The organism is Nocardia transvalensis (assembly GCF_015477765.1).
Lineage (GTDB): Bacteria > Actinomycetota > Actinomycetes > Mycobacteriales > Mycobacteriaceae > Nocardia > Nocardia transvalensis_A.
In genome coordinates, this window is the sequence record NZ_JADLQQ010000011.1 from 1 (window position 1) to 14033 (window position 14033).

The 14033-nt window shown below is 64.1% G+C and carries 17 protein-coding genes; 15 read left to right on the forward strand and 2 right to left on the reverse strand.

Annotation, left to right across the window (positions count from 1 at the left end):
• Window positions 1–189, reverse strand: a 189-nt coding sequence (locus IU452_RS38530; protein WP_228818956.1) for a hypothetical protein, incomplete at its 3' end; no start/stop codon positions are given.
• Between the two features lie 59 nt (window positions 190–248).
• On the opposite strand from IU452_RS38530, the gene IU452_RS28885 reads away from it, so the two are divergent.
• The 7 genes from IU452_RS28885 to IU452_RS28915 all read left to right on the forward strand — a co-directional run bounded on the left by IU452_RS28885 (window position 249) and on the right by IU452_RS28915 (window position 7809).
• Window positions 249–1532 (forward strand): MFS transporter, encoded by a 1284-nt coding sequence (locus IU452_RS28885; protein WP_195112365.1) that lies wholly within the window; start codon window positions 249–251, stop codon window positions 1530–1532.
• 182 nt (window positions 1533–1714) lie between these two features.
• Window positions 1715–3028, forward strand: coding sequence for a citrate synthase (locus tag IU452_RS28890; protein WP_195112366.1), 1314 nt, complete (start codon window positions 1715–1717; stop codon window positions 3026–3028).
• A gap of 681 nt (window positions 3029–3709) precedes the next feature.
• Window positions 3710–4039, forward strand: coding sequence for a hypothetical protein (locus tag IU452_RS28895; RefSeq protein ID WP_195112367.1), 330 nt, complete (start codon window positions 3710–3712; stop codon window positions 4037–4039).
• Window positions 4020–4550, forward strand: a complete 531-nt coding sequence (locus tag IU452_RS28900; protein WP_195112368.1) for a DUF6879 family protein — start codon at window positions 4020–4022, stop codon at window positions 4548–4550. Before IU452_RS28895 ends, IU452_RS28900 begins: the two co-directional genes overlap by 20 nt.
• Window positions 4547–5398, forward strand: a complete 852-nt coding sequence (locus tag IU452_RS28905) for a helix-turn-helix domain-containing protein (protein WP_195112369.1) — start codon at window positions 4547–4549, stop codon at window positions 5396–5398. The genes IU452_RS28900 and IU452_RS28905 overlap by 4 nt, the downstream gene beginning before the upstream one ends.
• Window positions 5399–5576: 178 nt before the next feature.
• Window positions 5577–6647, forward strand: a complete 1071-nt coding sequence (locus IU452_RS28910) for a S1 family peptidase (RefSeq protein ID WP_228818958.1) — start codon at window positions 5577–5579, stop codon at window positions 6645–6647.
• A 4-nt stretch (window positions 6648–6651) separates the two neighbouring features.
• On the forward strand, window positions 6652–7809 hold the full coding sequence (locus IU452_RS28915) for a sensor histidine kinase (protein WP_195112371.1): 1158 nt from the start codon (window positions 6652–6654) through the stop codon (window positions 7807–7809).
• Here the strand turns inward: IU452_RS28915 and IU452_RS28920 are convergent.
• Complete coding sequence (locus tag IU452_RS28920) at window positions 7785–8456, reverse strand: response regulator (RefSeq protein WP_195112372.1); 672 nt, start codon at window positions 8454–8456, stop codon at window positions 7785–7787. The genes IU452_RS28915 and IU452_RS28920 overlap by 25 nt on opposite strands.
• Window positions 8457–8558: 102 nt before the next feature.
• Here IU452_RS28920 and IU452_RS28925 point away from each other — a divergent pair, with 102 nt between their 5' ends.
• The 8 genes from IU452_RS28925 to IU452_RS28960 all read left to right on the forward strand — a co-directional run bounded on the left by IU452_RS28925 (window position 8559) and on the right by IU452_RS28960 (window position 13982).
• Window positions 8559–9464: an ABC transporter ATP-binding protein gene (locus IU452_RS28925; protein WP_195112373.1), complete on the forward strand. Its 906-nt coding sequence runs from the start codon at window positions 8559–8561 to the stop codon at window positions 9462–9464.
• Window positions 9461–10216 (forward strand): ABC transporter permease, encoded by a 756-nt coding sequence (locus IU452_RS28930; RefSeq protein ID WP_195112374.1) that lies wholly within the window; start codon window positions 9461–9463, stop codon window positions 10214–10216. The genes IU452_RS28925 and IU452_RS28930 overlap by 4 nt, the downstream gene beginning before the upstream one ends.
• 4 nt (window positions 10217–10220) lie before the next feature.
• On the forward strand, window positions 10221–10967 hold the full coding sequence (locus IU452_RS28935; protein ID WP_195112375.1) for an ABC transporter permease: 747 nt from the start codon (window positions 10221–10223) through the stop codon (window positions 10965–10967).
• A 222-nt stretch (window positions 10968–11189) separates the two neighbouring features.
• Entirely contained in the window at window positions 11190–12956 is a 1767-nt protein-coding gene (locus tag IU452_RS38535) for an asparagine synthase-related protein (protein WP_195112376.1), read from the forward strand.
• A 32-nt stretch (window positions 12957–12988) separates the two neighbouring features.
• Window positions 12989–13249 (forward strand): lasso peptide biosynthesis PqqD family chaperone, encoded by a 261-nt coding sequence (locus IU452_RS28945; RefSeq protein WP_195112377.1) that lies wholly within the window; start codon window positions 12989–12991, stop codon window positions 13247–13249.
• Window positions 13246–13692: a lasso peptide biosynthesis B2 protein gene (locus tag IU452_RS28950; protein WP_195112378.1), complete on the forward strand. Its 447-nt coding sequence runs from the start codon at window positions 13246–13248 to the stop codon at window positions 13690–13692. The genes IU452_RS28945 and IU452_RS28950 overlap by 4 nt, the downstream gene beginning before the upstream one ends.
• A gap of 5 nt (window positions 13693–13697) precedes the next feature.
• Complete coding sequence (locus tag IU452_RS28955; RefSeq protein ID WP_195112379.1) at window positions 13698–13814, forward strand: keywimysin-related RiPP; 117 nt, start codon at window positions 13698–13700, stop codon at window positions 13812–13814.
• 42 nt (window positions 13815–13856) lie between these two features.
• Window positions 13857–13982, forward strand: a complete 126-nt coding sequence (locus tag IU452_RS28960) for a keywimysin-related RiPP (protein ID WP_195112380.1) — start codon at window positions 13857–13859, stop codon at window positions 13980–13982.
• Window positions 13983–14033 lie beyond the last annotated feature (51 nt).

Here is a 14033-nt window from a genome sequence, read left to right on the forward strand (position 1 = left end):
TCCCTTGGCTCCGGCGGCCCCACATCCCTTGGCTCCGGCGGCCCCACATCCCTTGGCTCCGGCGGCCCCACATCCCTTGGCTCCGGCGGCCCCACATCCCTTGGCTCCGGCGGCCCCACATCCCTTGGCTCCGGCGGCCCCACATCCCTTGACGCGGCCCCCCAGGGCCGCGTCAAGGGTTGTAGTCATGGGATGATCTGTCGACAATTGACGGCTATGCCCGATCCTCTCCCTATCCCCTTCGGCCGGTGAGGCTGCTTGCGGACGTTGCTCCGCTGCGTCATACGGAATTCCGGAGGCTCTGGACGACGAACATCGTCACCGTTGTCGGTGCGCAATTGTCGGTGGTCGCCGTCCCGCAGCAGATCTTCGAGATCACCCGCAGTTCCGGATATGTGGGGCTGGCCGGGCTGTTCGGGCTGGTGCCGCTGGTGGTGTTCGGCCTGTGGGGTGGTGCGCTGGCCGATGTGATGGATCGGCGCAAGCTGCTGCTGATCACCAGTTCCGGCACCGGCCTGACCGCCCTGGCGTTCTGGGCGCAGGCCGCGGCGGGAGTGAACAACGTGTGGATCGTGTTCGCGCTGTTCGCGATTCAGCAGGCGTTCTTCGCCGTCAACCAGCCCACCCGCAGCGCCATCATTCCCCGGCTGCTGCCCGGCCACCTGCTTCCGGCCGCGAACTCGCTCAATTCCACGGTCATGCAGTTCGGCGCCATCGCGGGACCGGTCCTGGCCGGAACGCTGATCCCGGTCGCCGGTCTGTCCACGCTGTATCTCCTGGACGCCGTCGCCCTGCTGACCACGCTGTGGGCGCTGTGGCGGCTGCCGCCGGTCCCGCCCACGGGTGCGGCCCGCCGCGCCGGATTGCGCACGGTCGTCGAGGGTTTCGCCTATCTGGCCACCCAGCGCATCCTGCTGGCCTCGTTCGCCGTCGACATCATCGCGATGGTGTTCGGCATGCCGCGCGCCCTGTTCCCGCAGATCGCCCACGAGACCTTCGGCGACCCGATGGGCGGTGGCCGCGCGCTCGGCCTGCTGTTCGCCGCGATCTCGGCGGGCGCGGTGGTCGGCGGCATCTGCTCGGGCTGGCTGAGCCACGTGCGACGGCAGGGCCGGGCGGTCGTGATCTGCATCGTGCTGTGGGGCCTCGCGATGGTCGGATTCGGACTGGCCGTCGGCGTCACCGGCCATCAGCTGGGCCTGGGCGCGGGCCTGTGGATCGCGCTCGGATGTCTGGCCTTCGGCGGCGCGGTGGACATGTTCTCCGCCGCCCTGCGGACCACCATGCTGCAGCAGGTGGCGACCGACGAGATGCGCGGCCGGCTGCAGGGCGTATTCATCGTGGTCGTGGCGGGCGGCCCGCGCATCGGTGATGTTGCCCACGGTTTCGCCGCCGCGGCCCTGGGTACAGCTGTGGCATCGGCGGGCGGTGGCGTGCTCGTGGTGATCGGAGTCGTGATCGCCGCGGCCGTGTTCCCGGCGTTCGTGCGCTACCGGGTACCGCGGGTTCACGCCCAGATTCCGGTGTCTTGACGGTCGCGGCGCTAATACCACGCAGACCCCATCGCGCTCACCTCGTACGCAGGTGACTGTGAGGTAGGTAAGACAGACCCTCACTCATCGGCCCGGCCAGCCAGCGGCTAGCGTTGACAGCAGGCGCATCGGACGCCGACCGCGCTCGATGCCTATGGTTCTAGCCTGAGAGGGATCCTTCCGTGCCCGCTGAGAACATCATCAACGTCGACGACGACGCCAAGCCGGTACTGTCCTACCCTGGCGGCGAGTACGCCATGACGATCGCCAAGGCCGCCGAGGGTAACGACGGGATCGAACTGGGCAAGCTGCTGGCCAGCACCGGATACGTCACCTACGACCCGGGTTTCACGAACACCGCCCCCACCAAGTCGGCGATCACCTATATCGACGGCGAGGCCGGCATCCTGCGCTACCGCGGCTATCCGATCGAGCAGTTGGCCGCCAAGTCGACCTTCATCGAGGTCAGCTACCTGCTGATCTACGGCGAGCTGCCGACCCAGCAGCAGCTCGACGACTTCACCAACCGCATCCGCCGCCACACCCTGCTGCACGAGGACCTCAAGCGCTTCTTCGACGGGTTCCCGCGCAACGCCCACCCGATGCCGGTGCTGTCGTCCGCCGTGAACGCCCTGTCCGCCTACTACCAGGACTCGTTGGACCCGCGCGACCCGGAGCAGGTCGAACTGTCCACCATCCGGCTGCTGGCCAAGCTACCGACCATCGCGGCCTACTCCTACAAGAAGTCGGTCGGCCAGCCGTTCCTCTACCCGGACAACTCGCTGTCGCTGGTGGAGAACTTCCTGCGGATGACCTTCGGCTTCCCGGCCGAACCCTACGAGGTCGACCCCGAGGTCGCGGCCGCCCTGGACATGCTGCTGATCCTGCACGCCGACCACGAGCAGAACTGCTCCACCTCGACCGTGCGCCTGGTCGGCTCGTCGGACGCCAACCTGTTCACCTCGGTGTCCGGCGGCATCAACGCCCTGTGGGGCCCGCTGCACGGCGGCGCCAACCAGGCCGTGCTGGAGATGCTCGACGGCATCAAGGAGTCCGGCAGCGATGTCAAGGAGTTCATCCGCAAGGTCAAGAACAAGGAAGACGGGGTGAAGCTGATGGGCTTCGGTCACCGCGTCTACCGCAACTACGACCCCCGCGCCACCATCGTCAAGAAGACCGCCGACCAGATCCTCGGCAAGCTCGGCGTGGAGGACCCGCTACTCGACATCGCCAAGCAGCTCGAAGAGGTCGCCCTGTCCGACGACTACTTCATCGAGCGCCGCCTCTACCCGAACGTCGACTTCTACACCGGCGTCATCTACCGCGCCATGGGCTTCCCGACCCGCATGTTCACCGTCCTGTTCGCCATGGGCCGCCTCCCCGGCTGGATCGCCCACTGGCGCGAACTGCACCGCGAACCCCTCAAGATCGGCCGCCCCCGCCAGATCTACACCGGCTACGGCGAACGCAACTACGCGGACATCGACGGCCGCTGAATCCCTTCCTTCGAACCCGCTTCCGCTGCGCCGGAAGCGGGTTCGTCGTATGTGTCGGCGGATGTGTCGGCGGCTCTCAATCCTTCCTGGCCCCTTCCCGCTCCATCCGCTCCCGGATTGCCCTCACCGATCTGCGTCTCGGTATGCGCTGAGGCCAGAACGTCGCTATTGCGAAGACGGCCAGCGGGATACCGATCACGATGAACAAGCCGACAGGCCAACCGAACAGACTCATGATGCCGCCGCGGTGGTCGGGCGGTCCGTCTGCGCGTCCGCGTCACCACTGTGACCGAAGAGCTCGAGGTACACGCCTCGTTCATCCTCGGCATCGGATTCGTCGGCGTCCAATTCGAGAACCCCGCCGTCGAACGCGAAAAGCCTTGCATACCTGCACATATCTCGACCCCTCTCCGTAGGTGGTGAGCAGCTCGGGATCGGGAGCCATGCGGTCTGACCGAAGGACAGGGTGGCGTGGGTGTGCATCGAACCCGAACCGGCCCTTCGGGGAGCTTCGACCGATCCCGAGCGCCACCTATGACGGTAGAAGGCAGACCAGACAAGGATCCAGAGGTTTGCGCGAGCTTGCGAGTTGGGCGTTGTTCTGCCCAAATACCACGTTAAGGGCGCCATCATGAGAGATGTGTGACGAATGCTCACGCACATCTATCGGAAGGAATGATCATGTGGTTGCGGCTCTTGGGTGAAGGTGGCTCACCGTCGAACGGGTGCCCCGCGCTGTACGAGACCGGCCGAGATACGTACGTAGTGCGGGGGTGGCGGACCGACGTCTCCGGCACAGTCGAAATCCCCCATCTGCTACTCGGTTTAGTCCCGCCGGATATGTTCATCGGATCGGCATTGACTGATACGGGGCGCGGTACGTTCACCGTGAGCGGCGAGCCGGTTACCGACCCGGCAGCGTTGGCGCAGATGGGTCTACCGGCGCACGAGGCCGGTGTGGAGGTACCGAAGATGGAGAGGACGTTCTACGGTGCAGTTGTTGCGGAGTGACGCACTCGACAAGGTGATCCACGACTGCCGACGCGAAGCGTTTCATCTGGAGCTGCAGGACGAATACGGCACTTCCGAGGGAATCGAACCGTTTCGCAATTGGCTGGAAGGAGGACGGGACGAAGATTATGGATGGCTACGTAGCTGGCTGGATCTTGTCTCCGACATGACGATGCACGGTGCGACGATGCGCCGTGCTCGGGTGGTGACCGTCCCGCACACCGACTACACCCAGTGGTTACTGGAAGTATCACGGCAGAACATTGCGGCTGGAGAGGAGATCCGGTACATCCCACGAGATCGAGTCGACCCGAATCGACTGACCACTGATGATTGGTGGCTCCTGGACGACAGAACGGTAGCATTCACAGCGTTCGAGCCGGACGGTCGGCTGGGAGGCGGCGCGGTCACGAATGACCCGCGAATTGTGGCGTACTGCCGGGAGGTTCGCGATTACGTGTGGAAGGCTGCTATTCCCTATGCCGAATACACGGCACACCGTACACAGTGACTCGCGCGATACACGAAGCACGGGAAGCTCTCGGGGCACGGCTTCGAGAGCTTCGCCGCGATGCCGGATTGACCGGACGCAAACTGGCGGAACTCGCTGGGTGGCATGAGTCGAAAACCAGCAAGATCGAATATGGCAAGCAGACGCCTTCGGAGGCTGATCTTCGGATATGGTGCAGGCACACCGAAAGCCTTGACCAACTGCCGGATCTGATCGCCTCGCTGCGGAACATCGAGGCCGCATACATGGAGTTCCGGCGGGTTCTCGGTACCGGCACCCGTCGGCGCCAGCGTATGTTGGTGAAAACGGAGGGCGAGACCAAGCTGATTCGCTGGTACGAGCCATACGTAGTACCCGGACTTCTCCAGACTCCGGAATACATCGAATGGATCCTCGCCAAGGTGATCGGATTCTACGGGGTCCCGAACGATCTGGACGAAGGCGTAGCAGCTCGAATCGAACGTCAGAAGGTGCTCTACCAAGGAGACCATCGTTTTTCATTCCTGATCGCCGAACAGGTGCTACGGACAACGGCCAAGGACGACTCGGTCATGGTCGGACAACTCGATCGACTCCTCACCGTCATGTCACTGCCGCGCGTGCTGCTCGGAGTTGTTCCCGAGCGGGCAACCTACGAGGCTCCTGCCATCAACGGATTCGTTGTTTATGACAACCGGCTGGTTGATGTAGAGACCGTGAGCGCCGAGCTGTCGATCACTCAACCGCGCGAAATCGCACTCTATGAGCGAATGTTCGCTGTACTGACCGAACAAGCGGTTCACGGTGAGGCGGCTCGCAATCTGATCAAGGCCGAGTTGGACAGGCGGCGGCGGAGGGGACGGGACTGAACCGGCGACTACTCCCGTGGGAGGAGGGAGGGCTGGGATTTCGTTCGGTCGAAGGAAGTGGGTGGGGTGGTCTGCGGGCCACACTGCTGGCATGAGAATTGGAAAGTTCAGGGGGAGGCTGTTTTTCGTTGCGGCGCTAGCTGTTGGGACGGTCGTGTCGGGTGGGAACGCGCAGGCCATGACGAACGGGAGTCCGGTAAACGATCCTGCTGTCGCGCCCTGGGTAGCCACCCTTGCGCCGCTGGGGGATGACGAGTTGTTTCTGACCGCCACGTGTGGAGGTGCGCTAGTGGCGCCCGATCGGGTTGTCACGGCCGCGCACTGCGTCGACCAGATGGATCCCAGTCTGCTGCGGGTGCATATCAATGCGCGGCTGCTGTCTCGAGACCCGGGGATCGTTCGGGGGGTACGGGGGATTTCGGCGCTGCCAGGCTACGAGATACTGCCGACTCCGGCGACGCCGGGCAGTGCTGAGAACGGCAGTGCGCGGGACGATCTCGCCGTCATCGTCCTCGACGCACCCGTCGACAACGTTGCGGTGCTGCCGATCGCGGACCACCGGCCGGAACCGGGCCAGCCCGTGACTTTTTACGCACACGGAAATACCGGTAAGGAAGTCGCCTTCGACGATCCCGAATATCGCAGCGACGTGCTGCACGGCGGTGACCTGCAGGTGATCTCGCATTCGGACTGCGCTGCGGCCACGCCCGCGACCGTCGACGAGAATTCGGTGGTGTGCGCGCAAGATTTCTCCGACTCGCCGGTGACCGGGTGCTGGCGAGACAGCGGTAGCCCCATGGTGTCCTACACCGACGGTGAACCACGGCTGGTGGGGCTGTTCAGTTTCGGCGGCGAGACCGCCGACAAACAATGCGGCGAGCCCGCACCGCTGGCACTGGCCGATCCCACCGCGTTCCGAGATTGGATTTACGGACCACTCCCCGACCGCGAGCCGTATCCTGCGAACCGCCCCGCGGTCACCCGTGACGATCGATCGCTGCACTGCGAGGCGCCCGCATGGGATTCCGAGCACGGCGGACAGCCGTCGGAGGTGAGTTTCGAATGGGCAACCCGCAAATACTTCGCCGACGTGATCCCCGTGCTGACGCCGATACCCGGCGCGACCACACCGACCCTCTCCCTCGCCGATACGAGCGAACTGCCGAGTGACGATGTCGTCTGCGTCGTCAGCGCGAGCAACCGCGGCGGCAGCATTCAGGTCTGGTCCGACGGCGTCCGGATCGGGTGACGCGATGCCGACTCTGCTCCGGCGCGCACCGTGGACCGACCGCATTCTGGGCATCGTGGCACTGCTGTTCGCCTGCCTCGCATGGCTTCTCGCGATCGCCGAATCGGACGGCCAGCGGCTGTCCTATACGAGTTTCGCGGTGCTGTCCACGGGCGTGGCGCTGCTGGTTTTCGTGCGGCGGATCTGGGTTGTCCCCGCCTTTCTCGGCACCTATGCCCTATTCGCCGGTATGGCGCTGACAACCGCGCTGTCCTCGGTCTACCTGAGTATCCAGCCAATCCTGCTGTTCGCGCCGATCTCTCTGATGGCGGTCACGGAATACGCACGCTCATGGTGGTGGGGTCCGATCGCGTTCATCGTGGGAATCGTCGGCAGCTTCGGCAGCCCTGCCACCCGCGCGGAGTCGTTCTCGTGGTCGATCAAGTACCACATTCTCGTGCTGGCGGCCGCCTACCTGTGGGCGAGCCGACGCCGCGCGGTGCGGAAGGCCCATGAGCGCGCTCTCGCGGCGGCACGGGCGAACGAACGCGCATTGATCGCGGCCGAATTGCACGATGTCCTCGGCCACACGCTGGCGGCGGTGCGGGCTCAGGCCGGCGCCGGGCTGGTGGTGGCCGAGCGTCGCGGTGAATCGACGGCCGACGTGCTGCGCACCGTGGCCGAGATATCCAAGGAGGCACTCGGCGATATCCGTCATCTCGTCGGACTACTGCGCGACGGCCACGAGCCCGCCACCTCCGCCGACTCGTTCACCGACTTGCGAGACACGGTCCGCCGGGCTCGCGCGGCAGGAATCACCGTCGTCGACAACCTACCCTCCGACGACACGCTGACCGGCTGGCAGCGCCACTGGCCCGCCCCCACACGGCTGGCCGTGCTTCGGGTCGTACGGGAGGGGGTGACGAATGTCATCAAACATGGTGGCCCCCAGTCACATATGACGGTGACGGTGCGCGAGGAAGGCGGGCTCTGCCGCATCGTGGTCGAGAACGAGGGGACGGTGCCACACCATTTCGACCGCGGCAGCGGACTGACCGGCCTGCGGGAACGCATGTCCTCGGTGGGCGGCACCCTCGACGTCGTCGCGACGGACAAGGGCGTGCGGCTGCAAGCGCAACTGCCGATACCGGCTCAGAGCTACCGAACCAGTCCCGCCGCATGAGCGAACACGACCAGCGCCACCCGATCGCGGCACTCGAGTTTGGTGAGCAGATTACGCACGTGCGTCTTCACCGTGGTCTCGGCGATGCAGAGTTGTTCGGCCACTTCGGCGTTGGTCCGCCCGACGCCGATCAGCCCGAGCACATCCATCTCCCGCGGGCTCAACCGGGCCAGCGCCTGCGGGGCCCGGCCGCCCTGCGGTGACGGCACCTCGGTCGTCCGCCCCTGCCGATACGCGTCGAACAAATGCGTTGTCGCAGTGGGCGAGATGACCGCACCCCCGGCATGCACGGCCCGAATCGCCGCCACCAACTCCCCCGGCTCACAATCCTTCAGCAGAAACCCGGCCGCCCCGGCGGCCACCGCGTCCACGACATAGGAATCCACATTGAAGGTGGTCAGCACGATCACCCGGGGCCGCGGCCCGGCCCGGGTGATCCGCTCGGTCGTGGCCACACCGTCCATCCCCGGCATCCGGATATCGAGCAACAGCACATCGACCGGATGAACCCGGCACACCTCCACCGCATCTCGCCCGTTCCGCCCACCCGGAAGCACCCGAATATCCGGCTCCTCGGCCAGCAACAACTCGAACGCCGAGGCAACCAACGGCTGATCATCGACCACAGCCACGTTGATCGCAGTCATACCGGAACCCTAAGCCACGCCCAGAACCCGACAGCGCGTACGACCTGGGTTGTCGTTCGTCGGGAGGACGACCGGCGACGGTGAATCTCGCAGGATCGATGCATGGCCGAGATGATCGCCACCCACAACCTGACCAAGACATACGGTGACAAGACAGCCGTCGACGGCCTGAATCTGCGTGTACCGGAAGGCTCCGTCTACGGCTTCCTGGGACCCAATGGTTCGGGAAAGTCGACGACCATGAAAATGCTGTTGTCGTTGATCAAGCCCGCAGCAGGCGAGATTTTCATCGCCGGGCGCCCGATGCAGCGCGCGACGCGTCGTGATCTATTGGGCGACATCGGATCACTCATCGAAGCACCGCCCGGGTACGGGCACCTCACCGGCCGCGAGAACATGCGTCTGGTGCAGCGGCAGTTGGGTCTCGACGGCGCTCAGGTCGAACGGGCGGTCTGCACGATGCGCCTGCAGGACCATCTCGACAAGCGGGTACGCAATTACTCGCTGGGCATGAAGCAGCGGCTGGGCATCGCGATGGCGCTGGCGCGCGAGCCGCGACTGCTCATACTCGACGAGCCGACCAACGGTCTCGATCCTGCCGGTATCGAAGAAATTCGAGGTCTGCTCCGACGACTGGCCGACAACGGGCTCACGGTAATGGTCTCCAGCCATCTACTCGATGAGGTCGACCGCACGGCGGACATGCTCGGCATTCTTGCCAACGGTCGATTGCTGTTCCAGGGCACGCGAAATGAGCTGCTCACTCGATCCACGCCCGATGTCCTGATCGAAACGTCCGATCCGGAGCGCGCAGCCACCCTCACGGCTCCCCGGCATCCGACACGCGTAGGCGGCGCCGTCGTGCGCCTGTCCGGACTAGACCATATTGCGACCGCCGGTGTGGTGTCTCTCCTCGTTCACGAAGGCCTGGATGTCTACGGCGTTCGCCGCGAGTCACAGTCACTCGAAGATGTGTTCATGGACCTGACCCGGGGGCAGGGACTGTGATCGGCCGTGCCGTGGCGAACGAATTCGCCAAGATGCGTCACCTGCATGTGGTGCCGATCGCGATCGTGCTGGTGGTCGGAGTCGTAGGGCTGTCCAGCATCGAACTGACCTCAGCGGATTTCGCCGACTCGGTGAGAGATCCTTCCGGGCTGCCCTGGCACCGGCTGCTGGTCGGTATGACATTCGCCGTGCCGCTGGCCACGCCCATTCTGCTGGCCGTGCTGGCCAGCCGGCAGGTGGATATCGAGCACCAGGGCAACGGATGGTTGTGGTCCCACACCTCCGGTCTCACCCCTGGATATCTGTGTCGAGTCAAGTTCGTGGCTACCGGTGCCGTGCTCGTGGCGGCCACTCTGGTAGCAAGTTGCCTGATGGTCGCCATCGGCAGGCTGGCTGGTATCACCGCGGCATTTCCCGCCGGGCAGTGGCTCGGCTACACCGCCTCGATCGTGGTGGTGAACCTCGTATTGCTGGCCCTCCATCTGCTGCTGTCGGCATGGCTCGAAAACCAGTTGGTCGCAATGGGTATCGGGGTGGTGGGCGTGTTTCTGGCCGTGGTCAGCTCCGGAGCGCCCCCATGGCTGGCGCACCTTTCGCCTTGGGGCTACTACTCACTCGCCGCGCCCGTCGATTACCGCGACGGCGGCCTCGTCTCATTGACCCCGGCCCACCTCAGCGTGGTCGCTCTCGGACTCGCCGGAGCCGTTGTATTCACGATCATCACCCGCCGGTTCGACCGCCAGGAGGCCTGATCCCATGGGTTCCATTCGAGCAGAGTTGCTCAAGCTGAAGCGATCCCTGAGTTGGGCCGTGGTGATGCTGCTGCCGCTGCTCGCCGTCATCACGGGCGTAGTGAATACCGTCGTGTCCGGCCGACAGCTCGAGGATGGCTGGCACACCCTGTGGCTGCGGGCCGCGGTCTTCTACGGATTGTTCCCGCTGTCCATCGGAATCGCGGTGATGGCCTCACTCGTGTGGCGGGTCGAACATCGCGGCGGCAACTGGAATTCGCTGATGAGCGGTCCGGTCTCGAGCATGCACGTGGTGATCGGCAAAGTGACCGTCGTAGCCATGTTGGCGGCGGCGATGCAAGTGGTACTGCTGGCGACAGTCGTAGCGGCGGGAAAGCTCGTCTTCGACCTGCCCGGAATGCTTCCGGCACGATATTTCGTCATCAGCATCGTCATCATGCTGGCTTGCCTACCGGTGGCGGCCCTCCAGTCCGGATTGTCGATGCTCATGCGCTCTTTCGCCGCTCCTGTCGCCGTGGTGCTACCAGGAGCAGCCACGTCGGTCCTGCTGCTCACGGCGCGCCTCGACGCGGTACTGGTGGTGCCCTACGCCGTGGTCACCCGGGCCACTCAAATGGGCACCGGCACCTTCGCCGACAGCGGAGTCGTGACCATCGGTGGCGTCGCGACCGTCGTGGCTGTCGCGGTGGTTCTCACCGTAGTTGTCACCGTAGGAGCTGCCCGCATCTTGGATCGTCTCGATATCAGCTAGCGGCGTCCGGCCCGGACAATGAATTCGGCCGGAATCTTGTCCGGACCGGGCATCCTCCCCGCGCATTTGACCCGGCACTTTCGCCGTAATTCGTTCCGCTGGCAGCACTTCGGGTAGCCCGCTATGTCCTTATGATCCCGTCCACAGGCCGATAACATCTCTCGCGTGGGGCAAAGCGGATCATTCTTGGTTGTATTGCCGGATAGTGAAAGAGCGGCACCAGTGGCAGCGCAATTAGCCGGCGCTGTCGACATCACCCTCTCCCACTCCTCCGGGCGCCCATGGCTTCTCGCGCGAACCAACACCGGCCGGTTGGTAACGCACAATCGCGGTAATCTCCATATAGCGCTGGCGGGTGCAACATCGGCGACGTCGTCCGATCTCGAACAAGTTGGTAAATCAGTCAGGACACCCGGAGATCTGGCCGCGGTCTCTCGCCGGATCCCGGGGAGCTATTGCGTACTCGGCTCTGCCGATGGAATCGTCTATGCGGCCGGCCCCGCCATGGAGACTCGCAAAATCTTCTACGCAAGCATCAATGGCGTCTGCATAGCCGCCGACCGCGCCGATGTACTCGCGGAGCTGGGCGGGTTCGGCATCGACGCCGCCACACTGGCGCTGCGGCTGGTCAGGGCACTCCCCTATCCGTGCGGGGAAATCCCATTGTGGCGACAGGTCGAGTCGGTCGCCGGCGGGGACTATGTCACTATCCAGCGCGACGGCGTCAGCGTAAGCCGTCGTAGGTGGTGGCATCGCCCGGAACAGACAATGTCGCGAGCCGAAGGCGCCGAGGGTCTCCGCCACGCGATACAGCAGGCAGTCCGCTCGCGAGTGATTGCCGGAGAACCGATGGCGTGCGATTTGTCCGGCGGGTTGGACTCCACCCCATTGTGCTTTTTCGCCGCGCAGGAGCCAGGCGGAGTACTCGCCAGAACCCTGTACAACGACGATCCGGGCGGACGTGAAGATCTCGACTGGGCACTGCGCGCGTTGAAGAGTATGCCCGGTGTTCATACGCACATCACGTTCTCGACCGACGAAATGCCCGACTTCTACGAAGGGCTTGCCAATGTGCGGGTTCGCTTCGACGAGCCAACTCGGGCAGCCACTGCGGGTCCCAGGATTCAACAGCTGCTCACAGACGATGGCGCTCGCGGAATAAGGACTCATATCAACGGTCTGGGCGGTGACCACCTCCTGCGTGGGCTCCGAGGCTGGGAACACACCCTGATGCGCAGCCGCCCTCTGCTGGCTTGGCGCAGGGCCCGGGCGGAAGACGTACCCGGCGGAGTCGGACCGCTCACGACCTTGTCACGACTGTTGGATCGCCGTTCGTATAGCCAATGGTTCCGCGATACGTTGCACAACTCGATCAATGGAGTCCAACCACCGAGAGCACCTCGCACCAACGACTGGTCGGCACCACTCGGACTTCCGCCGTGGCTGACCGATGAGGCACGTGCGGCGGTGGTGCGGAAATTGCGCGACATCGCCGATCGCGCAGAACCTCTGGCTGCCGACCTTGCGGGACACCTCGATGTCTTCACCCTCCGAGACGCGGGCAGGCTCATTCGCAGTACCGGTCAGATAGGTCATCCCCTCGGCGTTGCCTACGAGGCTCCCCTCGTCGACGACCACGTGGTCGAAATCGCGTTGGCAGTTCGCCGTGAAGAACGCGATTCACCGCTGGAGTGGAAGCCATTGATGAAGGCGGCCATGAAAGACCTGCTGCCGGATGATTTTTTGCGACGTACCAGCAAAGTCGGCGGTGCACCACAATCCGTCCGCGGCTACGCCGCACACTACGACAGCCTCATGGCATTGTGCGAGGAATCCGGTCTCTCCGCATCGGGCCTGATTGATATGAAGCGCCTCTCCGAAGCCACGAAGCCGGATTCGAAATCGACTCCTTCGGATCATATTCACGAAACCATCGATGCCGCGATATTTCTGCGAAACTCGGAGAACCTAGTTCTTTCTCCAGCCTGACACCACGTCCGCAGTTCCGCCGAAGGAGAGCAATGAAACAGAACGATCAGACGGGTGCGACCCGATTCTCCCGAGCAAGCACAGAGTACGGCGACGTGGTACTCGACGAGAAGAAGGGGAAGTACTGGCATCTGAACGAAACCGCGACACTTGTCCTGACCATATTCCAGCAAGGCGGCAATCATGAGAGCGCTGTTTCGAAGCTGGTAGCAGAATACAACGTCGATGCGGCAACCGCACAGGTGGATGTGACCGTACTGTACGACCAGCTGCAAAAGGTGGGGCTGATATGAGCGTCATACTGCCCGATACCCCGACGAAGGTGAGCCTGCCCGTCAGGGCGCAGATACACTTCTTCGTGACGCTATCTCGAATTCTGAGCAGGATGCCTCCTGCACGCCTACGATCTCTGCTCGCGCAGCTGTCGACCGGTGCGCGCCCGGCCACCTACAGCGAATCGAAACGGGCGCGCGACGTGGTGCTGACGGCGAGCGCGCGTTGTCGGGGACAGTCGGCATGCCTGGTCAGGTCATTAACGATCGTGCTGCTGTGCCGGACCAGAGGAATCTGGCCCACCTGGTGCGTTGGGGTACTCGCCGCCCCGCCCTTTACCGCTCACGCCTGGGTCGAAGCAGACGGCGAAATTGTCGACGAACCGATGCGCAGCACCGATTTTCGGAAGTTCTTCTCCATACCCGCCAGACCGAAGACGATTTCGAACAAAGAAGGGAGGTGAGAGTGATGACGAAGATCTACGAGACTCCGGCCATCGTCGAGTTGGGCGAGTTCCACGCCGAGACCGGTTACGGGATCGGCGGCGTGGCCGAGGGCTGGAATCCCATTGCCGACCATAACTAGAAGCCCCACACAACGCCGAGACAAACACAAGGAGGTGAACCAATGACCAAGACCTACGAGGCTCCGGCCATCGTCGAGCTCGGTGACTTCCACCAGGAGACCGGCGAATTCATAGGCCCGCACCAGGAGCAGATCCTTCCCTTCGAGGACCACTCCAACGAAGGGTGATTCCGGGCGCGCTGTGGGGTGGGCACGTTACGCCCCACAGCGCGCTGGCGC

Coding starts and splice junctions, on each gene's coding strand:
- IU452_RS28920 (WP_195112372.1), bottom strand. CDS start 8,456: ATGACTGCGATCAACGTGGCTGTGGTCGATGATCAGCCGTTGGTTGCC.
- IU452_RS28945 (WP_195112377.1), top strand. CDS start 12,989: ATGAAACAGAACGATCAGACGGGTGCGACCCGATTCTCCCGAGCAAGC.
- IU452_RS28895 (WP_195112367.1), top strand. CDS start 3,710: ATGTGGTTGCGGCTCTTGGGTGAAGGTGGCTCACCGTCGAACGGGTGC.
- IU452_RS28925 (WP_195112373.1), top strand. CDS start 8,559: ATGGCCGAGATGATCGCCACCCACAACCTGACCAAGACATACGGTGAC.
- IU452_RS28935 (WP_195112375.1), top strand. CDS start 10,221: ATGGGTTCCATTCGAGCAGAGTTGCTCAAGCTGAAGCGATCCCTGAGT.
- IU452_RS28950 (WP_195112378.1), top strand. CDS start 13,246: ATGAGCGTCATACTGCCCGATACCCCGACGAAGGTGAGCCTGCCCGTC.
- IU452_RS28915 (WP_195112371.1), top strand. CDS start 6,652: ATGCCGACTCTGCTCCGGCGCGCACCGTGGACCGACCGCATTCTGGGC.
- IU452_RS28960 (WP_195112380.1), top strand. CDS start 13,857: ATGACCAAGACCTACGAGGCTCCGGCCATCGTCGAGCTCGGTGACTTC.
- IU452_RS28910 (WP_228818958.1), top strand. CDS start 5,577: ATGACGAACGGGAGTCCGGTAAACGATCCTGCTGTCGCGCCCTGGGTA.
- IU452_RS28955 (WP_195112379.1), top strand. CDS start 13,698: ATGACGAAGATCTACGAGACTCCGGCCATCGTCGAGTTGGGCGAGTTC.